Genomic DNA, 21,561 nt, shown 5'->3' with positions numbered 1-21,561 from the left:
TAGCTCAACACCCCGGCTTGTAACGCAGATCCAGCGTATAGGGATGCTCCCCGGCCGGCTCGTGTGGCGGCGGATCGATCGGCCCCGGGGTGTGACCCATCAATCGGAACCGGGCGATACGCCGACTCTCGGCTTCATAGCTGTTGACCGGGAAGTTGCTCTCGCTGCGACCGCCGGGGTGGGCGACATAGTAGGTGCAGCCACCCAGGCTCGCCCTGTTCCAAAGGTCGACGATCTCGAACAGGAGCGGGCTGTGCGCGGGGATGGTCGGGTGCAGACCGGATGGCGGGCTCCATGCTTTGAAGCGGATCCCGGCCACGAACTCGGCCTTGCGTCCGGTCGGGCGCAGCGGGACACGCCGGCCGTTGCAGACCAGGACATGACGGTCGCCGACCATGCCGTTGACCTTGACCTGCATCCGCTCCACCGAGCTGTCGACGAAGCGCGAGGTCCCTTGCGCCGTGACCTCCTCGCCCAGGACGTGCCAGGGCTCGATGGCGGCGCGCAGCTCCATGTCGATGCCGTTCTCGGTGACCAGATCCCCGTAGTGCGGGAAGCGGAACTCGAAGAAGGGATCGAACCAGGCCGGATCGAAGGGATAGCCGGCGCGCTGCAGATCGCAGATGACGTCGTTGAAGTCCTGCCGCACGAAATGGGGCAGCAGGAAACGGTCATGCAGCTCGGTGCCCCAACGCACGGGCTTGCGACGGTAGGGCTCCTTCCAAAAGCGCGCGACCAGGGTGCGCAGCAGGAGCAGCTGGGCCAGGCTCATGCGGGCGTGCGGCGGCATCTCGAAGGCACGGAACTCGACCAGGCCCTGACGCCCCGAGGCGCTGTCCGGCGAGTAGAGCTTGTCGATACAGAACTCGGTGCGGTGGGTGTTGCCGGTGACGTCCGTCAACAGGTTGCGCAGCACCCGATCGACCACCCAGGGCTGCGGCACCTCGCCGGGCGGCATCTGCTGGAAGGCGATGTCGAGCTCGTAGAGCCGGTCGTCGCGCGCCTCGTCGACCCGCGGGGCCTGACTGGTCGGGCCGATGAACATCCCCGAGAAGAGATAGGACAAGCTCGGGTGATGCTGCCAGTAGCCGATGAGGCTCTGCACCAGATCGGGCTTGCGCAGGAGCGGGCTGTCCGCCGGGGTCGGGCCGCCGAGGGTGACATGGTTACCGCCGCCGGTGCCCGTGTGGCGCCCGTCGAGCATGAACTTCTCGGTGCCGAGCCGGGCCTGGCGTGCCTCTTCGTAGAGGATATGGGTGTCGCGCACCATGTCGTCCCAGCTCTCGGACGGGTGGATGTTGACCTCGATGACGCCGGGGTCGGGCGTGACCGCCAGCTTCTGCAGCCGATGATCGCGCGGCGGCTCGTAGCCCTCGATGATGATGGGCATCTTGAGCTCGGCGGCCGTGTCCTCGAGACAGAGCACCAGATCCAGCCAATGCTCGAGATGCGTCAGCGGCGGCATGAAGCAGTAGAGCCGGCCTTCGCGCGGCTCGATACAGAGCGCGGTGCGGATGAGATCCGGATGCAGGTCGTCCGGGAGGGCCACCTGCGGATGGAGCGACTGGTGCGACTCGTCCAGCGGCGTCACCCGCCCGTAGCGTGCGGCGAGATCCTGCGGCCGGTGGCCCTGCTCGCGGATGGTCTGCGGCGCTTGGGCCGGCTCGACCACGCGGCTGTATCGACGCGCCACCTCGTCGAAGGGCGAGCGCAGCGCGGTGACCGGCTCGAGAGGATTGCGCTCGGGGACCGTGTCCAGCTCGCCCTCGGGGACGTAGGGCAGGGCATCCAGGGGCAGGCGGAAACCCATCGGCGAGTCGCCCGGGATCAGGAAGAGGTTGCCGTCGCGGAAGGTCCAGCGCCCGCTCTTCCAGCGACCCTCGGCACCGAAACCCCACCAGCGCAACGGAAGCACATAGCCCGCGACACGGTTCAGGCCCTGTTGAAACAATCGCGTCAGGCGTTTGCGTTCGTTGGGGTCCTTGAGCTTGTTGTCGAGCGGGTCGACGTTCGCCGGCAGGCGCGCCTCTTTCCAGAGGTAGTAGAAGACGTCTTCATGGGCCTCCGACGCGAAGCTCGGATCCACGCCCAGGTGACGGGCCAGCGTGCGCACGAAGGTCTCGGCCTCCGCGGGTCCGTGGCCGTATTGGGTGTTCTCCAGGCCGAACAGCTCGGGGTTGCGCCAGACCGGTTGTCCGTCCTTGCGCCAGAAGCAGGACAGCGCCCAGCGCGGCAGCTGCTCGCCCGGATACCACTTGCCTTGCCCGATGTGCAGCAGACCGCCGGGCGCGAAGTGGCGCTTGAGGCGCAGCATCAGGTCCTCGGCCAGAATCTTCTTGGTCGGGCCCAGCGCGGCGATGTTCCACTCCGCACCGTCCATGTCGTCGATCGAGACGAAGGTCGGCTCGCCCCCCATGGTCAGGCGCACGTCGTTGGCCTTGAGTTCGGCGTCGACCTGATGGCCGAGCGACTCGATCGCCGCCCACTGCTCGTCGGTGTAGGGCTTGGTGACGCGCGGATCCTCGTGGATGCGCGTGATCTCGTTGTGGAAATAAAGCTCGACCTCGCACTTGTCCGTCGCGCCCGTGATGGGCGCGGCGCTGCGCGGTGCCGGCGAGCAGGCGAGGGGGATGTGACCTTCGCCCGCGAACAGCCCCGAAGTCGGATCGAGCCCGATCCAGCCGGCGCCCGGCACATAGACCTCGGCCCAGGCGTGCAGGTCGGTGAAGTCGGCCTCCGGACCGGACGGGCCGTCGAGTGATTTGACGTCCGCCGTCAACTGCACCAGATAACCGGAGACGAAACGTGCGGCCAGACCCAGATGGCGCAGGATCTGCACCAGCAGCCAAGCGGTATCGCGGCACGAGCCCAGACGCCGAGTCAGGGTCTCCTCGCAGGTCTGGACCCCGACCTCCATGCGGATGACGTAGTTGATGTCCTGCTGAAGACGCTGGTTCAGATCGACGAGGAAATAGACCGTCTCGCGCTTGGTCCGGTCCACGGCGGAGAGCCACTCCTTAAGCAGCGGTCCGCTCTCGGTGACCTCCAGATAGGGTGCGAGCTCCTTGCGCAGGTCGGGCTCGTACTCGAAGGGGTAATAGAAGGCGTAGTCTTCGAGAAAGAAGTCGAAGGGGTTGATCGTGATCATCTCGGCGATCACGTCGACCTCGACGGTCAGCGTCGTCGCCTTTTCGGGAAAGACGAGCCGCGCCAGATAGTTGCCGAAGGCGTCCTGTTGCCAGTTGATGAAGTGTTCGGCAGGTTCGATCTTCAGCGAATAGGAACGGATCGGTGTGCGGCAGTGCGGGGCCGGGCGCAGGCGCACGACATGCGGCGCGAGGTTCACCGAGCGGTCGAAGCGGTATTCGGTCTTGTGATTAATGGCGACGAGGATCGACATCGGGGCTGGGTTCCTAACTGAAGTGTCGGGTTTCGACTCTGACTGTTGCACCGCTGCGCCGACGCCGGCGCGGCTGGCTCAGACAAAGAAAGGCGGTTCGAGGTGCTGCTGTCTTGCCGTGGGGTGGCGATCCGCGGTGATCACAAAGCAAAGATCGTTCCGTGAGATGGCCGAAGGATTCGGTTCAGGTGTCAACGATCCCACAAAAGACCGGCGCTGTCTTGCGAAACGGCTTACCCGTCTGTTGCCCGGGGGTCTCGAGGTCAACGCATTTGGAGAGTTGGCTGCGCTCGGGCACGCGCCGTTCGGTCAAGCTCAAGACGGGCGCGGGGGCGGGGCCGTTCGCAGATCCAGCGGGGTGCCCCGAGTTGGCCCAGTCGGCTTGCCCGTTGTTGGTGCGTTCTCTGCTTAAGGCACGGTCCAATGCCGGTCTTTGAAGCGGGGACCGCGAACCCGGACGCAACGGGTATACCATTCACCGCATCTTGAGTGTTCTCCGGAGAAGCTTACGCCCATGGACCTGCGCGCCCTCTACCTTGCCCTCTTGCTGATCCCTTTGGTTCAGGCCTCGGATGTGCTTGCCGAGACGGGTGCACCCCGGCCGACAGCGCATGAACCGTCTCCGGACCCGCATCTGGACCCGGAGCGTGCGCAACGGGGTTATGTCGGTGCTGCGGTCTGCGCAGAGTGCCACCAAGCCGAGTTTGACCTTTGGGAGGGGTCCGACCATGACCTGGCGATGACCCAGGCCACGCCGCAGACCGTCCTCGGCGACTTCGACGACGCGCAGGTCGAGGCCCACGGCGTCGAATCCAGATTCTTCCGTCGAGACGGCGGCTACTTCGTCCGGACCGACGGACCCGACGGCGAGCTTCGGGACTATCCGATCCGCTACACCTTCGGCCGGTCGCCGCTGCAGCAATATCTGATCGCGTTTCCGGGCGGCCGGCTCCAGGCGCTCGGCTTGGCTTGGGACACACGTTCGCCGGAGCAGGGCGGACAGCGCTGGTTCCATCTCTATCCCGACACCGATCCGAGCGCGCCGATGGACCACCGCAACCCGCTGCACTGGACTGCCGCAGAGCAAACCTGGAACTATCAATGTGCGGACTGCCATTCGACCGATCTGCAAAAGCGCTACGACGCCGAGCAGCAGGTCTACGACACCCGATATGCGGAGATCAACGTGGCCTGCGAGGCGTGCCACGGACCGGGTGCCGGCCATGTGGATTGGGCCAGGCAGGAGGCCGCCGGAGAGAACGTCGAATCGGCTGCGGTGACCGATGCCGCCGGCCGAGGGCTGCTTGTGGACCTGAAGGATCGCGACGGCGGTATCTGGCAGATCGATCCCGAGACGGGAAAACCGCAGCGATCCGTGATCCGCTCGCCCCGGGGTGGTCCCCGCGTCCAGACCGAGACCTGTGCCCGCTGTCATTCCAGACGCGGACGCATCCAGGATGAGCTGACCCCGGGCGAACCCCTGCATCAGGGTTTCCGCCTTGCCCTGCTTGATCCCGCGCTCTACTTCCCTGACGGCCAGATCAAGGACGAGGTCTTCGTTCATGGCTCCTTCATCCAAAGCCGGATGTACCATCAAGGCGTCGTCTGCAGCGACTGCCACGAGCCCCACAGCCTTGAACTGCACGCCGAGGGCAACGCCGTCTGCGCTCGCTGCCATACCGCTGCCCGTTACGATGCACCCGAGCACCATCATCACCAAGCCGGCTCGACCGGTGCCGCCTGCGTGGCCTGTCATATGCCGCAGCGCTATTACATGGTCGTGGACGAGCGCGCCGATCACAGCCTGCGCGTGCCCCGGCCGGATCTGACCCTGACGCTCGGAACGCCCAATGCCTGCAGCGCCTGTCATCAGGACAAAGATGCCGCCTGGGCGGCGAACGCGGTGGGGACCTGGTATCCGGACCCGGCGTATCGGGGACCTCACTTCGGCGAGGCCCTGCACGCCGCAGACGCCAATGCCCCGGATGCAGGCGAGCGACTGCTTGCACTCGCGGCCGATCCGGCACAACCCGCCATCGCCCGTGCCAGTGCCCTAGACCGGCTCCGTAACCACGCGGATCCGGCGGCACTCATGACGGTGCAGCGCCTGCTCGCTGACCCGCAGGTGCAGGTACGCGCACAAGCGGTGCGCTTTCTGGATCTCGCGGACCTGCAGACTCGGGTCGAGCTGGCCTGGCCGCTGCTGTCCGATCCGGCGCTCACGGCGAGACTGGAGGCCGCTCGCGTGCTGGCGCCGGCCATGACTCAAGGGATCGGCGGCGAGCTGGCGGACCGCTTGAGTGCCGCCTTGGAGGACTACGCGATCGCCGAGATGGTGAATGCCGACCGACCCGAGGCACATCTGAATCTCGGCCTGCTGGCGTTCGAGGCCGGCGAGCCTCGCGTGGCCGAGCAGGCGTATCGCACCGCCCTGAGCCTGGATCGGCGGTTCACCCCGGCGCGGGTGAATCTGGCCGATCTCTATCGGGCGCTGGGCCGCGAGTCCGAGGCCGAGGCGGAGCTGATGGCCGGACTTGCGGCCGAGCCCGTCACGGCGTCCGAGCGCGCCGACCTGCACTACGCCTTGGGTCTTGCCCAGGTCCGAACGCAGCGCCTGGATGCGGCTGTGGAAGACCTGGCGCGTGCGGCCGAGCTGGCGCCGCAAAACAGTCGCTATGCCTATGTCTATGCTGTTGCACTCGACGGTATCGGCCGCACCCGGGAGGCCCTTTCGGTTCTGGAAGCTGCCCAAGGGCAAACCCCGTCCGATCGAGACGTCTTGATCGCACTGATCCAATACAATGCCAAGCTCGGTCGCGCGGATGCCGCCGAGCGCTGGCTCGATACGCTCCGTACCCGGACCCCCGGCGATCCTGTCCTGATGCAGCTCGAGGAGCAGATCAAGAACCTGCAGGACGCGGGCGCGAGCGAGATCCCGCCCAACGGCTGACGCCGTGCTCCGCGGCGGCCATTTGCGAAAACCCGCCGGGTAGGGTGGACGAGCGAGAGCGAAGTCCACCAAGCCCCGCTCCATGGCTCGCCGACCGTGCCGCGTCTCGTCCTCATACTCCGAGTCATCGAAATCGCCGGACTCAAGATCATCGCACCCCGTTTCCTGGAAGGACCCGCATGCCCAGCCTGAATCGCATCATTCTCATCAACACCCATCTGCAGGGTGTGGTCGAGCTTCGCGTCGACAACCACACCAACATCTGCGGCACCAATGCCTCCGGCAAGACGACCCTGCAGCGGCTGGTACCCGTGTTCTACGGCGAGTATCCGAGCCGTGTCGTGCCCGCCACCCGGGACAGTTTCCAGCGTTGGTACCTGCCCACCGAGCAGAGCTTCATCATCTACGAATACCTGAGCCTGGACGGCGAGCTTTGTCAGGCCGTGTTGGCCGCCGCCGCGGACGGAAAGGGTGTCGCCTATCGTCTGATCCGCAAGGTGTTCGACCTGGGCGACTACACCCGCGCCCGCCCCGGCGACACCTTGATCTGTCTCGGCATGGCCGAGTTGGGTCGTCAACTCAAGCAGTCCGGTGTGAGCGTCAGCGGCTTGCTCAATACACGCGAGTACCGCGCCATCCTGCAGAACGATCGTGGCCAGCTTGCCGCGCGCGGCAACAGCGGCGAGCTGCGCGCGCTGGCCCGGCAGTTCTCGCTTTGCGAAACCGGGCATTCGCTGCGTCATATCGAAAAGCTCGCCCAGGCCGTGCATTCGCGGGAGGGCAAGATGGAAACCGTCCGCTCCATGATTGCGGCCATCCTCGAAGAAGACGGTGTGAATCCGCCGACCTCGCAGCTCAAGCCACAGCAGGTGGAGACCTGGATTCGCGAGAGCCAGCTCGTGCAGGGGTTCGATGCCCTGCGTCCCGACTTCGAAAAGCTGGAGCGCGAGTACCAGGATCTGCTGGACTGCGAGCGGCGCCTCGGCGGACTGCTGCGGGGCTACCGGATCGACGAGCCCCGGCTGCAGCAGACCCGGGACGAGAGCAGCGCGGCCATCGAGCAGGCCGGTTTCGCACTCAAACAGTTGGAAGACGGCTGGAATGAGCGGCGCGACGCGCTCAACCAGGACCTCTCCGTCGCCCGCGCAGAGATCAGCCGCGCCGACGACGAGCTCAAGCAGATCGAGCAGCAGTACCAGGTCTTTTTGGATGCCGATATCGAGCAGGCGCGCGCCGATCTGGACAAGATCCCGGTCTGGAGCGACGCGCTGGACAACCTGCGCGCTCGCTTTCGTCTGCTCACCGAGCAGCATCAGGATGTGAAGCAGGCCTATCTGGAGCGCTGCGACGCGATCAAGGAGCAGCGCGAGCGTCGCCTGGAGCAGTTGCGCCATCAGCAGACCGGTCTCGGCGAGCAACGCACCGCCCGGGTCGAGCAGCGCAACAGCGAGCTCGAAGCCTTGAAGCAGCGCCAGCACCAAGAGCGCGAGAGCGGGATCGAGACCTTTCGCAAGCAAGAGGGTCAGTACGCGCTCGAACGCGAGCGTCTGGACGTCTGGATCCAGAGCGCCGGCTTCACCGAGGAGGAAAACCGTTCGCTGGCGATCCTTGATCAGCGTTTGGAGGAGGCCGAGGCCGCGGTCGAGGCTACCGATGTCCGGGTGCGCGAGCAGGACGGCCGCGAACAGACTCTGCGCCGACAGCGCGATGACGCGAATGCAGCACTGCGCGAAGCCGGTCAGCGGGTCACCCAACGTCAAGCGCAGCGCGAGGATGTTCAGCGCTTGCTCTATCCCGGTCGGCACAGTGTGCTGGAGTTTCTGCGCAGCGAGCAGCCGGGCTGGGAGGAGCATCTCGGTAAGGTGATCGAGCCGACCCTATTGCAGCGGGCAGACCTCAAACCGGCGTTGATCGAGCCGACGCAGGAGGCGCTCTTCGGCGTGCGCTTGGATCTCTCGGTCATCGATCCGCCCGAGCATGCCGCGTCCGAGACGCAGCTGCGTCAGCGCCTGCAACTCGCCGAGGATGCGCTGACGGACGCGGAGAATCGAAAGCAGGCCGCCGAGAAGGTCCTGAGCGATCTCGTCGGCACCTTGGAGGAGCAACATCGCGCGCTGACCCTCGCCCGCGCCAAGCAGCGGAGTCAGCGCGACGATTTGCGCCGCCTCAAGGACGAACGGCGCGCCCGCAAGGAACAGCTCGACGCGACGCTACGCGAACGCAAGAGTGCTGCGCGCGCGTCACTGACCGAGCTGGATACGCGGACACGGCAGCTCGCCGGCGAGCACCGACAGTGGCTGGACGACCTCAAGGCCCGGCACGGCGACGCAGACTTGGAGCTCAAGGCACACTGGCAGGAGGTCATTGGGCGGCTGGATCTCGAACTCGTGCAGTTGCGCGACTCCATGAATGAGAGCACGCGCGCCGCCAAGACCGAGCTGGACGCCTGTTCCGCCTGGTTCAACGGCGAGCTGAAGTCGCGTGGCGTGGATGAGCAGGACATCATCGGGCTGAAACAACAGATCGACGCCTTGACCGCGCAGATCCAGACCGCGGAGCGTCGCCGTGCCGAGGTGCGGGACTACGACGACTGGTTTCGGCTCAGTTGGGTCACGCGCAAACCGAAACTCCAGGGCGAGCTCGACGACAGCCGCCGCCGCGCAGCGACACTCGACCAAACGCTCAAGTCCGTCACCGGCGACTTCAAACGCGAACGCGGCCGACTGACAGAGGGTCGGGAGCACGCCAAGCGTCGCAAGGACGAGACCGAGGCGCGGCTGACCCGCCTCAAGGTCTTGCTCGCCCGTCTCAACGCCCTGAAGCTACCCCGCGACGACGTGCCTCCGGAGGGCGAGCTCGACGAGCGTCTGCGTCTCGGCGACGAGCTGTTGTACCGCCGCGAGCGGGTCATGGACGCGGTCAAGGCGCACGTGGAGCGTTTCGACACCCTGATCGCCGGTCAGTCCGGCTCCAGCCTGGCTGAATTCTGGGAACGCAGCCGCGAGGAGAGCCTGCTGGTCGGCGAGCAGGGGATTCGCCGAATGGATCACCGCAAGCTGGTGCCGCACCTGGAACAGCTGCTCACCGTGATGGTGCCTCAGAGCCTGACCGCACTGCGCGAGCAGGGTCGGCTTTTCGGCCTCGACCTCAACAACTACTACGACGTCCTGGCCGATATCGATCGGCGTATCGCCGCGCAAAGTGCGCGCATCACCCGCGAGGTCAGCGAGGATCTGTGCCTCGACGGCGTTTCGGACTCTGCGGTACGCATCCGCTCGCGCATCGCCGAGCTGGAGTTCTGGCCGGACCTGCGGGCCTTCATCTCGGCCTTCCATGCCTGGCGCGAGGACGACTTCAACGGCCTGCCCGGCGAGGACTACATCGGCAGCCTGCGCCGGGCGCTGGACATCATCGGTCGCTCGGCCCTGAGCGGAGGCGTCGCCGGGCTGCTGGAGATCGAGCTGCGCCTGCGCGAGGGTCACAGCGACCTGGTGATCCGCACCGACCGTCAGCTCAACGAATCCTCCAGCCACGGCATGGCCTATCTGATCCTCTGCAAGTTCCTGCTTGCCTTCACCCGGCTGCTGCGCGGCGGCGCGCCCGTCACCATCCATTGGCCGATCGACGAGCTGGGGACATTGCACCATCAGAACGTGAAGAAGATCTTCGACGCCTGCACCAGCAACAACATCCGCGTGCTCGGCGCCTTTCCCAACCCGGACTCCGAGGTCTTGGGACTCTTCGCCAACCGCTATATCGTCGACAAACAGACCCGCCAACTCCAGATCGTCAAGCCGCGCGCGGATCCCATCGCGGCCAAGCTGCGTGAACGCCGAACCACGGAGGTGCTTTAGATGTTGTCGACCAAGGGACAGGTCATCGAGCGACTGCTCGGTGGCGCCTTCATCTGCCGCACCACCGACGAGGACGGCTGGCGCTTTTTGCGGATCCCGGCCAATCGCGAGCAGGTGGACGTCTATCTCGGGCAGCTCAACCGATTGGTGGCCACGATCGGCACCGGCCCGGACAGCGAGGTGTTCTTCTGCGGCTACGGCACCTTGGGCGACGCCGAGCGCAAGACCATCAGCGAGCAGTTTCGCGACATCTGCCAGGCCCTGACCCCGCTGGTCGAATGGCTGGTGCTGGTGCAGGACGCCGCCGGCCAGGACGCGCCCTTGACCGAGGGCATGCCGGTTCGCCTCAACGAGCTGCAAACCGTCATCGAGGACACGCCGGCCTTCCGCGAGCAGTTGAGCCACCTTTGCCGCCATCGGTTGTTCAACTCGAAAAGCGTCGACGTCGATGGCCAGATCAAGCAGATCTTCAAGCGGCTGTGCGATCTGGGCTACCTGATCCGTCCCAACCCCGAGAAGCAGATCTATCTGGCCACCGGCAAGCTGGATTATCTCTACGAGGTCATTCGCTTCATCGACGACGCCGAGGGTCTGAACCTGGAGGGCCAGGCCGAGTCCGCCGTTCAGGGGCAGTTGCTGTGAGCGACCACCTGCAGCAGGCCGGACTGCGCTTTCTGCGCCGGCTCGCCCGCCATGCCGAGCCCATCATGGACGCCTATCTGGCCGGCTCGATTGCGGATCAGGCGCTCGAACCCAGCGTGCGCGAGCGCCTGCTCAAGGACAGCATCCTCTATCGGCCCGAGCCCGGCGCAGATCTGCATCTGCGTCGCGCGGTGCGGGCGCTGCTTGAAGAAGCCCTGCGCGATGACCGCAACCGCCGGATCGATGCCAACACCGGCTCGGCGCTGGCGACCTTCAAGACACTCGCCGACCACTACAAGGAGGCCCGTCACCAGGGCGACTATGCCGCCGCCGAGGCCTATTTGGGCGATCTGAAGGAGCACGTCTATGCCTTCGGAGAGACCCTGAGCCACGGCATCCGGGTGCTCTGGAGCCGCATCAACAATGAGTTCGGGTATGTCGGCACGCTCGACGCCAAGATTCGCGAGAACGAGCTGGCGCAGTCCCAGGTGAGCGAGCTGCTCGCCGGGTTGGAGCTGGTCAGCTTCGAGTCGCTCGCCGAGACTGCCGGCGACCTGCGCGAGCTGCGTCATCTGCTGGTGACCAACCTGCAGCGCACCATCGGCAGCTGTGCCCAAGAGCTGAGCATCGTGCAGGGCCGGCTGCTGGAACTCCTGGGACGCTTCCGCGAGATCCGCGGGCGCACCCGGCTGATCAAGGGTTGGCTGCTGCACCTGAACCAGCACCCGGAGTATCAGGTGGGTCCCCACGCCGCCGGCAGTGCTATCCCGACGCTGGTCAACCGCGCCGAGCCTGCATTGGCCCCGGCAAGTCTGAGCCTGCATGACCCGACGCAGGAGGCCGACCTGCTGGCCCTGCTGGCGCAGGTCCGATCCCTGCACCCGCGCGAGTCGAGGGTCCAAGCCCTCGCCGATGCACCCGCGCTGACGCTGACCGTCCCCGATGACTTCGAGGTGCGCAGCAGCGCGATCCGTGCCGCCGTGGACGCCTATTTCTGCGAGGTCATCGACAGCGGCGAGGCGCTCTCGGCACTGGAGTATCGCGATCGCCGGTCGCTGTCCGAGGACGCCGAGAGCTGGCTGTATCAGGTGCTCGGCGGCTATGAAGGTCTGCCCGAGGAGCAGAAGCGTTATTTCGAGCTGGAGACGATCGGCGAGGTCCATCCGCTCTTCAGCGGCAACTTCATCATTCGGGACCTGCGTCTGTGCCTGGCCTAAGCAGGCGCCACATGCAGGCGGTCCATCGCCTGTTGCGCGAACGTCTCGACAAGGTGCCGCGCTCGGCCGTCTGGGAGCAGATCAACAGTGCCTTCGAGATCGGAGAGCCGAGGGGCCGAGATCTGCATTTCAGTGTCGAGCAGCGCCAGCTCCTGCGCGAGCAGTGCCGGTCGGCCTGGGGCTTCGATCCTCTGGAGGGGGTTCCGCACGGCAATCGGCGCGAGGTCGCGGCCGCGGCCATCGACGAGAAGATTGCCCGTGAGCGCCCCGACGATCGGTATGTCCTGGTCAAGGGTTGCGTACCCGAACCCCTGCCGCCGCTCGGGTCCGATCTGAGCCTGCGCGTGCCCATCTCCGGCCTGAACCCGGACGCGATCGGTCAGGTCGTGGTCATCGAAAACCTCGACAGCTTCGATGACTGGTACGCCTTCCGCTCGCCCCCGGAGCTGGCGGACGCGCTGGTGATCTATCGCGGCCACGGTGGATTGGCCCGAGGTACTCGGAACCTGCTGTCCGTCTTGCCCGAGTCCGTCACCGTGACGGTCTTTCCCGATTGGGATCCGGCCGGACTGCTCATCGCCCGGACCTTGCCCCGCGCCGATGCCCTGCTTGTCCCTGTTTTGAACGAGACCTTGCTGGCCAAAGGCAGCCCGGAGCATTTCGCCGGGCAGTATCGGGAAGCCCGTTATCTGGACAAGGCCGATCTGGGGGGTTGGCAAGCCGTCTGGGACGCGATGAATGCCGCGCGGACCAGCCTCAAGCAGCAGCATATGCTGGCGCTCGGAGTTGCGTTGCGGAGGATTTCCCTCGGCGATCGTACAACGACCTTACAGATGGGCGACGACGCTGAGTGACCAAGCCGCGCCGTCATCGTCCTTCGCGGCGCAGCGCAGCGCAGTGAAATCCATCCTTCCAAGCCGCGCCGGTGACGGGGTTCGGTCTGATGCGCGGCCTCGCTCCTAAGACCGTTGCGCCAGGCAAAGCCTGGAAGGAGAGGAAGATAGCGAACGGATAAGCCAATCGGAAACTCCTTTTTGCGACCCACCGGGTGCAAGTCCCGAGCCGGTAAGGAGTGGCCATCCACCGGAACCGAGTGTTGTGTGGTGCGGGAGCGATCCCGCCTGCGAAGCGTACACAGGGGGCGTGCAGGCCGTGTGATGGAGCCCCGTTACTGAGTTCAGCGGAGCCGACGTATTCGGAACACCGGAAGGCAACAGTTTCGGCATCGTAACGGCCTGATGTCGAGACTCCGCCGGGGTCTAAGAGCAGGGCATGTACGCACGGGTCGTCCAGGAACCTGGGAGCGCTCAGTTGCTCCTTGCCCGAGACGCGGCGCGGGCACCGCGTAAGAAGCCGCCCCGGCCCGACGGCGCTGGTCCGGCCGACGGGAGCGAACAGGACCGACGGCAAGGTAGCGCCAAGCGAAGGCAACGAAGTGCGGCGCGATGGCGACTGAGCAGTCAGAGTCGGCTGATAGTACCGTTGAGCGTGGGGAACGCACCCGAGCGGACCCATGGGAGGGAAGCGGCCGATCGGTTGAGACACCTTCTGAAGGGACGATGGCGTGAACATCGAGTCACCTGACCATCTGAACAGAACGACAGGAGATCGCGACATGGGCTGAATGGTCCATCGGGTGTGCGACAGTTGTCGTGCAGCGAGCGCTCAACCGAGGAGCCGGATGCGGTAGTCCCGCACGTCCGGATCTGTGGGAGCCGCGGGTGGGTAACCACCCGCGGCCACCCGGTGCCACCCAAAAAATCACGCGCTCGTGACACCCGCTCTGCGGTGTCACGTATGCCCCCGGAGCTCTGCACCACGTACCACGATGGACGAAGTTACGAGCAATGCCTGATGCGCTTGGTGCGGGCTGGATGGGTTTCGCTTTGCTCTACCCATCCTACGCGTTTCGGTTTTTTTGAATCGTTGCTTACGCGGTCATGGCCAGGGGAGGACCGTCGAGGGCGGCGACCAGATGTGGGATTTGCGACAGGGCCGGCGCGCCGTCCATGAGCAGGGCGATGGGCATGACCTCGAAGATCTCCTCGGGCGGTGCACCGAAATCGAGCGCGGCACGCGCGTGCAGATGGATATGGTCGCGGCGCTGCTCCACCAGTGCGATGCCCAACGCGATCAGCTCGCGGACATGATGCTGGATCGGTCCGCGGCCAAGGACGTATTCGCGCCAGGAATCCTCCCAAGAGTCCCACATCTCGCCGCCTTCGCGTGGGCTCGCCTTGAGAAAGAGTGCGATCTTGCGGACTTGCGTGAGCTCGCCGGGCATCACGTGCAGGCGAATGGCCTCCTTGGTGTGGATATCGATGCAGCGTCTGCACTGCTTCGTCAAGGCCATGCCCAAGGTGATCAGCTCTTTGTTTTTACGATCGATGATGCCCTTGCGGGTACTGACCTGAGACATCTCGCTGATGATCTCGAGAAACTCCTCGAGACCGTACTCGCGTGCGCGGGTCAGGGACTGCTTGAAGGTGTCGATACTGCTCATATTCGCTGCTGCCGATGGATGCGTGGATAGAACGTTAGAGAATTAGCAACTATTGTACCGCAAATGGTGCGGTGCAGCAGGCGTCGGTTTGTCAGGGGTGCGTTTGATACGAGCCGATCGACTCGGGTGATCGTCGCGAAGCGGCAACCTCCCGGGATCGACGACTTGCAGTCGTCTTCTTCGGCCGGCCTGACGGCTCGCAGGGTTGCGTGTGCCCGGTTTGACCGCGGAGATTCGGGTTCAGGCGCGCCCGGGAAAGGTCCGGGAGGGACGGGTCGACTCTCTCTACCCTGAACTCGATCCGAAAACCCTTGCCGAGGCTCTTCGCCACCTCGGCCATCTTCCTCATCCGACACCGACGTGCGTTTCGCTCTACATAGCATACAAATGTATGCTATAAAATCGGTCATGGGATTCTCCGACGGAGCGAGGGCAAACTGATGGGTCGAACACCGACCGGACAGACGCGCGAGCAGGTGTTCCAGCTCATGCGCGAACGGCTCCTGGCCGGCCAACCGCCGACCGTGCGTGAGGTCCAGGAGGCGTTCGGTTTTCGCTCCGTGCAGACCGCGCGCGCGCATCTCGAGGCACTGGTGTCCGAAGGTCGCCTCGACAAACAGTCGGGTCGGGCGCGCGGCTATCGGCTCGCCGACTCGGCGGTGCTGGCGCTCGGCGAAGACCGGATCGCGCCGCCGCGATTGGTCCCCTTGCTCGGGCGCGTCGCGGCCGGCGCCTTCGGGTTGGCGGTCGAGGATCTCGAAGGTTATCTCCCGGTGCAGTCCGATCGTGTCGGCGCGAACGAGGAGCTGTTCGGTCTGCGTGTGCGCGGCGAGAGCATGCGCGACGCCGGCATCCTGCCCGGCGACATCGTCATCGTGTGGCGTCTCCCCAGTGTCGAGGACGGTGCGATCGTCGTCGCCCTGGTGGGCGAGGAGGCGACGATCAAGCGTCTGCGGCGGCGCGGCGAGCGGATCGAGCTGCATCCGGCAAACCCCGATTACGCGGTGATGACGCCGGATCCGGATACGCTTCAGGTGCTGGGGCGGGTGATCGAGGTGCGGCGTTATCTCGATTGAGAGGGGCTTTCGGCCTCCAGCCTCCAGCTATCAGCCTCCAGCTATCAGCTATCAGCTATCAGCTATCAGCTATTAGCTATTAGCTATTAGCTATTAGCCGTCAGCTTCCAGCTAATAGCTAAGGTGATTTCCTGGAAGGGATCTCCCGGGATAGACGACTTGCAGTCGTCCTCTTCAGCCGACCCGACGGCCCGAGAGCGTCGGGTGGAGCGCGACCCCGCCGGCACTCGGGACGCGGAACGCTTGAAAGAGGACGACTACAAGTCGTCTATCCCGGGGAGCGCCGCTTGGCGGCGTTGCTTCGGACCGATCGGATGTGCAATGCACGATCGACGTGTCGATGCGCATTCAGGCGCACCTTGGGCTTCTTCAGGTCGTGCGGGCATGCGCAGTCGGGATGCTGATTTCCAGAAATACCCTAACAGCTAACAGCTAACAGCTAACAGCTAACAGGCATCGGCCTTCGGCCAGTCAAGAGTCATGTCACACGATCGGAGCATCTCGATGAAGGCGGCCTTTTCTGATCTTCAAAGAGGGCTTGAGCCGAGCCGGACGCCTGTCTCTTGGGGGCTTGCGTCCTTTCGCGGTCGCTTTGCCGAGATCTCGGGCGGGGAGGCGACGGCGGCGCTGACACTCACCATGGGCCTGGTGGCGGAGGCTCAGCAGTGCGAGGAGCCGGTGGCCTGGGTGACGGGGCGCGACAGCAGCTTTTATCCGCCGGATGTCGCGGCGGTCGGGATCGATCTGAGTGCCCTTGTGGTCGTCTGGGCGCAGGGTGCGCTCGAGGCCGCGCGGGCGGCCGACCTGCTGTTGCGCTCGGGTGCCTTCGGTTTCGTCGTGCTGGATCTGGGCTCCGACGATGACCTTCCGCTTGCCGCGCAGACACGCCTTGCCGCGCTCGCGAAGAAGCACGAGACGGCACTTCTGTGCCTGACGCGCAAGGGGCGGGAGCGTCCGTCACTGGGGTCGCTGATCTCGTTGCGTGCCGAGGCGACGCGCACGGAACGTGCGCCGCCACTGTTCCGCTGCGAGACGCTCATCCTCAAGGATAAGCGCCAGGGACCGGGTCGGACCTACGCGGAGCTCTGTTATGGACCGGATGGCCTGTCTTGATCTGCCGGCCTTCCCGCTTCAGCTCCTGCTGCGGCAGCACCCCGAGTGGCGGGGGCATCCGGTCGCCGTCGTCGACAGCGATCAGCCGCGGGGCATCGTCTTGTGGGTCAATGCGTCCGCACGCGCCGCACGTATCCTCTCGGGCATGTCCTTTGCCGCGGCCCTGTCGTTGAGCGGGGATCTGCGCGCCGCGCCGGTGCCCAAGACGCAGATCGATCGGGCCGTTGTCGCCGTCTCTCGCCGGCTGCGCGAGCACAGCCCGCATGTCGAGCCGTCCGCGGAGGAGCCCGGTGTCTTCTGGCTCGATGCGTCCGGGCTTGAGCCGCTCTACGGGTCGCTCGACGCCTGGGCCGCGGGGATCGAGACGGATCTCTCGGCGATCGGTTTGAGCGCCGTCGTGGTCGTCGGCTTTCGCCGCTTCGCGACCTATGCACTCGCCAAGTCCGGCGGCGGGGTACGCGTCCTGCGCGAGGCGGGAGAAGAGCAGGGCGCCTTGCAGGATGTGCCCCTGGAACGGCTGGCGATCGCGCCCGGGACACGGGACGCGCTCGCCAAGCTCGGCGTGCACGACCTCGGGGCCTTTCTCCGGCTGCCGTCCGAGGGCATCCGTCGGCGCTACGGGAAGGCCGCCTTCGACCTGCACCGGATGGCCTCGGGCGAGCTGAATCTCCCGCTGCAGCCCGAGCGACCTGGCCCGCCGGTGACGGCACACTTGATCCTCGATCGGCCCGAGACCGATGTCGATCGTCTGATGTACCTGATCGAGACGCGGCTGCCGCCGCTTCTGGAGGCGCTCGCCGGGCGCGGTCAGGTCCTCGAAGAGCTGCGGCTGCTGTTTCGTTTCGAGCGTCTGGGCGAGCATAAGGAGCGCATCCGTCCGGCTGCACCGACCCTGGATGTCCGACAGGTTCTGGAGCTGATCCGTTTACGTCTGTCGGCGACACGCCTGCCGGATGGTGTGGAGGAGCTGCATCTGCTGACCCGTGCTGTCAACCCGGAGCAGCGCCAGCTCGAATTGCTCGCCGCCCGGCCGCGCCGCGACCTGGAGGCGGCCAATCGTGCCCTGGCGCGCGTGCGGGCCGCATTCGGCGAGCAGTCGGTGGTACGGGCACGACTGCGCTCGGGTCATCTGCCCGAGAACAGCTTCGCCTGGGAGCCCTTGTCGCGACTGGAATCGGCACGCCCGCGCACGCGTCTGCAACGCCGTCTGGTGCGCCGTCTCTACAGGCGCCCGATCCCCTTGCCGCCGCGCCCGCGCCACGAGCCGGACGGCTGGATGCTGCATGGCTTGGAGCAGGGGCCCGTGGTGCGGGTCTGGGGCCCCTATGTGATCGCCGGCGGCTGGTGGGTGCGTGCACTGCACCGGGAGTATCACTTCGCCGAGACCCGCAAAGGCGAGCTCTTGTGGGTCTTTTACGATCGGGTGCGACGCGGCTGGTTCGTGCACGGGCGGGTGGAGTGATCCCGGGATGGTCCCGCTCTGGTGCAAGAGCCATTTCTCGTTTCTCGAAGGGGCGAGCCACCCCGAGGAGCTGGTGGAGACCTGCGCCGCGCTCGGGCTCGCCGGTCTGGCCCTGACGGATCGCGACGGCGTCTACGGTCTGGTCGAGGCCCATGTGAAGGCGCGCGAGCTCGGCGTGCCGCTGATCGCCGGGGCCGAGGTCTCGATCGAGGACGGCTCGACCCTGATCCTCCTGGCGCAGAGCCGCGACGGCTACGCCAATCTCTGTCGACTGCTGACCCTGGGCCGACGCCGTTGCGCCAAGGGCGAGAGCCGGGTCGGCTGGCGCGAGGTCTACGCCCATGCCGGCGACCTGATCGCGCTCTGGGGCGGTGAGTCCGCCCTGCTCTGCGGGGAGGCCGATCCCTTCTTCATCGCGCATCAGTTGCGCGAGGCCTTCGACGATCGGCTCTATGCCTTGGCGGCGCGTCATCGTCGCGCGGACGAGCCGGGGCGCGAGGCGCGCTTGCGACAAAGGGCCGCACGTTATCGGCTGCCGATCGTCGCAGGTTATGAGGTGCTCTATCACGCCCCGAGCCGACGCGAGCTGCAGGACGTGCTGACCTGCATCCGCCAGGGCATCCGGCTCACCGAGGCCGGGCGCCGGATCAAGCCCAATGCCGAGCATGCACTCAAGACCGTTCATGCCTTCGCCAAGCTGTTCGAGGACGACCCGGGCGCCGTCGCCCGTACCTTGGAGATCGCCGAGCGCTGCCGCTTCAATCTGGATGCGCTGCGGTATCGCTATCCCTCGGAGCATCTCCCGGACGGCTCGACCTCAGCGCAATGGCTGCGGAGGCTTACGCTCGAGGGGGCGCACGAGCGTTACGGGGCTGCACTGCCCGAGGCTGTCTCGGCTCAGGTGGCGAAGGAGCTGGCGCTGATCGAGGAGCTGGATTACTGCGGCTACTTCCTGACCATGTGGGAGATCGTCCAATTCTGCCGACGCGAGCGCATCCTCTGCCAGGGCCGCGGCTCGGCGGCCAATTCCGCCGTCTGCTACTGCCTGGGCATCACCGCCGTGGATCCGGTGCGCATGGGGCTGCTGTTCGAGCGCTTCCTCTCGCGCGAGCGGGCCGAGCCGCCGGACATCGATCTGGATATCGAGCACGCGCGCCGCGAAGAGGTCATCCAGCACGTCTATGCCAAATACGGCCGAGATCACGCGGCGATGGTCGCCAACATCATCCGGTATCGGGTGCGCTCGGCGGTGCGCGACGTGGGCAAGGTGCTTGGTCTCTCCGAGACCTCGCTCGATCGTCTGTCGAAGCTGCTGGCGCACGCGGGCGACGCGCTGTCGGGCGAGGTGCTGCGCCAGTCTGGTTTGGATCCCGAGCAGCCAGTGCATCGGCACCTGATCCGGCTCGCGACCGAGATCCTGGATGTGCCCCGTCACCTCTCGATCCATCCCGGCGGTTTCCTGCTCGGACACGAGCCGGTTTCGACCCTGGTCCCGATCGAGAACGCCGCGATGCCCGACCGGACGGTGATCCAATGGGACAAGGACAGTCTCGAGGCACTGGGGTTGTTCAAGGTCGACCTCTTGGCGCTCGGTGCGCTGCATCTGCTGCATCTCGGCTTCGATCTGATCCGCGGCCATTACGGGCGCGACGAGACCATGGCGAGCATCCCCGCCGACGACGCGCCGACCTTCGAGATGATCCGCCGGGCCGACACGCTCGGCGTCTTCCAGATCGAGAGCCGTGCCCAGATGGCGATGCTCCCGCGTCTGCGGCCGCGCACCTATTACGACCTGGTGATCGAGATCAGCCTCGTGCGCCCCGGTCCCATCACGGGCGGCATGGTGCATCCCTATCTGCGCCGTCGCGCCGGCCAGGAGCCCGTGATCTATCCCCATCCCTGTCTGGCGCCCGTGCTCGAGAAGACACTCGGCGTGCCGCTTTTTCAGGAGCAGGTGATCCGCTTGGCGATGGTCGCTGCCGACTACACCCCCGGCGAGGCCGATCAGCTGCGCCGCGACATGGCCGCCTGGCGCTGCAGCGGTCGAATCGAGCGCCATCACGCGCGACTGGTGCAGCGCATGATCGCCAAGGGCATCGACGCCGCCTTTGCCGAGCAGGTGTTCGAGCAGATCCGCGGCTTCGGCGAGTACGGATTCCCCGAGAGCCATGCGGCCAGCTTCGCCCTGATCGCCTACGCCACCGCTTGGATGAAGTGCCGATTCCCCGACGTCTTCGTCTGCGCATTGCTCAACGCCCAGCCGATGGGTTTCTATTCTCCCGCGACCATCATCGAGGACGCCAAGCGCCACGGCATCGAGGTGCGTCCGATCGATGTGGTCCGGAGCGAGTGGGACTGTACGCTGGAGCCGGGGCAAAACGGGTCGGTAGCGGAGGTCGGTAGGGTGGACTGCGCTGCGCTTGTCCACCCTACGGCGCTTGTCCACTCGACCGATCGGGTCAACGACATGGCCGGGCCGGAGACGCGGCGTTTCGCCGTGCGCATGGGCGCGCGCTATGTGAAGGGTCTGGCCAGGGCACAGTGGGAACAGCTGACGGCGGCGCGGGCGGAGGGCACTTTCGCGTCGGTCGAGGATCTGGTGCGGCGCACCGGGCTGAATGCCGGCGTGCTGTCGCGCCTGGCCGAGTCGGGGGCCTTGAGTGCCTTGGAGCCGCAGCGCCGCTCGGCCCTGTGGCAGGTTGCCGGGGCCGTTCACGATGAGGATGCACCGCTCGATCCGGGACCCCGAGAACACGCCGCGCTCTTCGACGATCTGGATGCCTTCGATGCCATTGCCTGGGATCACCGCGCCAGCCTACACAGCACGCTCGGGCATCCCTTGGCGCCCTTGCGCGAGCGGTTTCGCGCCCAGCGTCTTCCCGATGCCGCCGCCGTGCGGGCGATGCCGCATGGCCGACGCACGCGCTACGCCGGTCTGGTGATCTGCCGTCAGCGCCCCGCGACCGCATCGGGCGTCCTCTTCATGACGCTCGAAGACGAGACCGGCTTCGTCAACCTCGTGGTCTGGAATCAGGTGCTCGAACGCTACGCCCGCCTGATCAAGACCACGAACCTGCTCGGCGTGACCGGACGGATCCAGCAGCAGGATGGCGTACCGCACCTGATCGCGGACGCCTTCTGGGATCCGCAGTCCATTCTGCAGGTCCGGATCGCGGCGACCTACAGCCGGGATTTTCATTGAACCTAAACCGCGTCCAGAGCGACATGCGTCGTTTTCATTGTTCGTTTGGCTTCGGAGATATCCTTCATCCCAGAGAGACGCGGTTTAGAATTTAAGAGCAGTTGAACCGCAAAGGCGCAAAGGACGCAAAGAAAAACAACGA

12 protein-coding genes are annotated in these 21,561 nt (G+C 65.8%); 10 read left to right on the top strand and 2 right to left on the bottom strand.

All coding sequences use genetic code 11. The annotated features are described in order from the left end of the window. Nucleotides 1–4: 4 nt before the first annotated feature. The gene (locus BDD21_RS00700; protein ID WP_120795521.1) at nt 5–3,400 is read right to left on the bottom strand and encodes a transglutaminase family protein; all 3,396 of its coding nucleotides are present in this window, start codon (nt 3,398–3,400) and stop codon (nt 5–7) included. 514 nt (nt 3,401–3,914) lie between these two features. Here BDD21_RS00700 and BDD21_RS00695 point away from each other — a divergent pair. From BDD21_RS00695 to BDD21_RS00675, 5 genes are all read left to right on the top strand, one after another. Further along, the gene (locus BDD21_RS00695) at nt 3,915–6,350 is read left to right on the top strand and encodes a tetratricopeptide repeat protein (RefSeq protein WP_120795520.1); all 2,436 of its coding nucleotides are present in this window, start codon (nt 3,915–3,917) and stop codon (nt 6,348–6,350) included. A gap of 179 nt (nt 6,351–6,529) precedes the next feature. After that, nucleotides 6,530–10,204 carry an ATP-binding protein gene (locus BDD21_RS00690; RefSeq protein WP_120795519.1) on the top strand — a complete coding sequence of 1,225 codons (3,675 nt, stop codon included), beginning with the start codon at nt 6,530–6,532 and terminating at the stop codon, nt 10,202–10,204. Then, a complete protein-coding gene (locus BDD21_RS00685; protein WP_120795518.1) occupies nt 10,205–10,846 on the top strand; it encodes a hypothetical protein in 642 nt (213 codons plus the stop codon). Continuing rightward, the gene (locus BDD21_RS00680; RefSeq protein WP_120795517.1) at nt 10,843–12,063 is read left to right on the top strand and encodes a phosphoenolpyruvate carboxylase; all 1,221 of its coding nucleotides are present in this window, start codon (nt 10,843–10,845) and stop codon (nt 12,061–12,063) included. Before BDD21_RS00685 ends, BDD21_RS00680 begins: the two co-directional genes overlap by 4 nt. Before the next feature lie 11 nt (nt 12,064–12,074). After that, nucleotides 12,075–12,917: a DUF7281 domain-containing protein gene (locus BDD21_RS00675; RefSeq protein WP_120795516.1), complete on the top strand. Its 843-nt coding sequence runs from the start codon at nt 12,075–12,077 to the stop codon at nt 12,915–12,917. Between the two features lie 1,076 nt (nt 12,918–13,993). Here the strand turns inward: BDD21_RS00675 and BDD21_RS00670 are convergent. Beyond that, a complete protein-coding gene (locus BDD21_RS00670) occupies nt 13,994–14,566 on the bottom strand; it encodes a carboxymuconolactone decarboxylase family protein (RefSeq protein WP_120795515.1) in 573 nt (190 codons plus the stop codon). 211 nt (nt 14,567–14,777) lie between these two features. Here BDD21_RS00670 and BDD21_RS29355 point away from each other — a divergent pair, with 211 nt between their 5' ends. The 5 genes from BDD21_RS29355 (at nt 14,778) to BDD21_RS00645 (ending at nt 21,419) form a co-directional block, all read left to right on the top strand. Next, a complete protein-coding gene (locus BDD21_RS29355; RefSeq protein ID WP_484421898.1) occupies nt 14,778–14,966 on the top strand; it encodes a hypothetical protein in 189 nt (62 codons plus the stop codon). Between the two features lie 40 nt (nt 14,967–15,006). Beyond that, nucleotides 15,007–15,642, top strand: coding sequence for a transcriptional repressor LexA (lexA, locus tag BDD21_RS00660; protein WP_120795513.1), 636 nt, complete (start codon nt 15,007–15,009; stop codon nt 15,640–15,642). A gap of 504 nt (nt 15,643–16,146) precedes the next feature. Next, the gene (locus BDD21_RS00655) at nt 16,147–16,755 is read left to right on the top strand and encodes a P-loop NTPase family protein (protein WP_120795512.1); all 609 of its coding nucleotides are present in this window, start codon (nt 16,147–16,149) and stop codon (nt 16,753–16,755) included. Then, nucleotides 16,733–18,217 carry a DNA polymerase Y family protein gene (locus tag BDD21_RS00650; RefSeq protein ID WP_120795511.1) on the top strand — a complete coding sequence of 495 codons (1,485 nt, stop codon included), beginning with the start codon at nt 16,733–16,735 and terminating at the stop codon, nt 18,215–18,217. Before BDD21_RS00655 ends, BDD21_RS00650 begins: the two co-directional genes overlap by 23 nt. 7 nt (nt 18,218–18,224) lie before the next feature. Next, nucleotides 18,225–21,419 carry an error-prone DNA polymerase gene (locus BDD21_RS00645; RefSeq protein WP_120795510.1) on the top strand — a complete coding sequence of 1,065 codons (3,195 nt, stop codon included), beginning with the start codon at nt 18,225–18,227 and terminating at the stop codon, nt 21,417–21,419. Nucleotides 21,420–21,561 lie beyond the last annotated feature (142 nt).

Origin of the sequence: Thiocapsa rosea (assembly GCF_003634315.1) — a bacterium.
GTDB classification, from domain to species: Bacteria; Pseudomonadota; Gammaproteobacteria; order Chromatiales; family Chromatiaceae; genus Thiocapsa; species Thiocapsa rosea.
Note: the sequence above shows the minus strand (reverse complement) of the source record. Positions and strands in the feature narration are given on the sequence as shown.

Bases quoted from the DNA above. Each gene is read 5' to 3' on its own strand.
- BDD21_RS00700 (WP_120795521.1), bottom strand. From the start codon at position 3,400: ATGTCGATCCTCGTCGCCATTAATCACAAGACCGAATACCGCTTCGAC.
- BDD21_RS00695 (WP_120795520.1), top strand. From the start codon at position 3,915: ATGGACCTGCGCGCCCTCTACCTTGCCCTCTTGCTGATCCCTTTGGTT.
- BDD21_RS00690 (WP_120795519.1), top strand. From the start codon at position 6,530: ATGCCCAGCCTGAATCGCATCATTCTCATCAACACCCATCTGCAGGGT.
- BDD21_RS00685 (WP_120795518.1), top strand. From the start codon at position 10,205: ATGTTGTCGACCAAGGGACAGGTCATCGAGCGACTGCTCGGTGGCGCC.
- BDD21_RS00675 (WP_120795516.1), top strand. From the start codon at position 12,075: ATGCAGGCGGTCCATCGCCTGTTGCGCGAACGTCTCGACAAGGTGCCG.
- BDD21_RS00670 (WP_120795515.1), bottom strand. From the start codon at position 14,566: ATGAGCAGTATCGACACCTTCAAGCAGTCCCTGACCCGCGCACGCGAG.
- lexA (WP_120795513.1), top strand. From the start codon at position 15,007: ATGGGTCGAACACCGACCGGACAGACGCGCGAGCAGGTGTTCCAGCTC.
- BDD21_RS00655 (WP_120795512.1), top strand. From the start codon at position 16,147: ATGAAGGCGGCCTTTTCTGATCTTCAAAGAGGGCTTGAGCCGAGCCGG.
- BDD21_RS00650 (WP_120795511.1), top strand. From the start codon at position 16,733: ATGGACCGGATGGCCTGTCTTGATCTGCCGGCCTTCCCGCTTCAGCTC.
- BDD21_RS00645 (WP_120795510.1), top strand. From the start codon at position 18,225: ATGGTCCCGCTCTGGTGCAAGAGCCATTTCTCGTTTCTCGAAGGGGCG.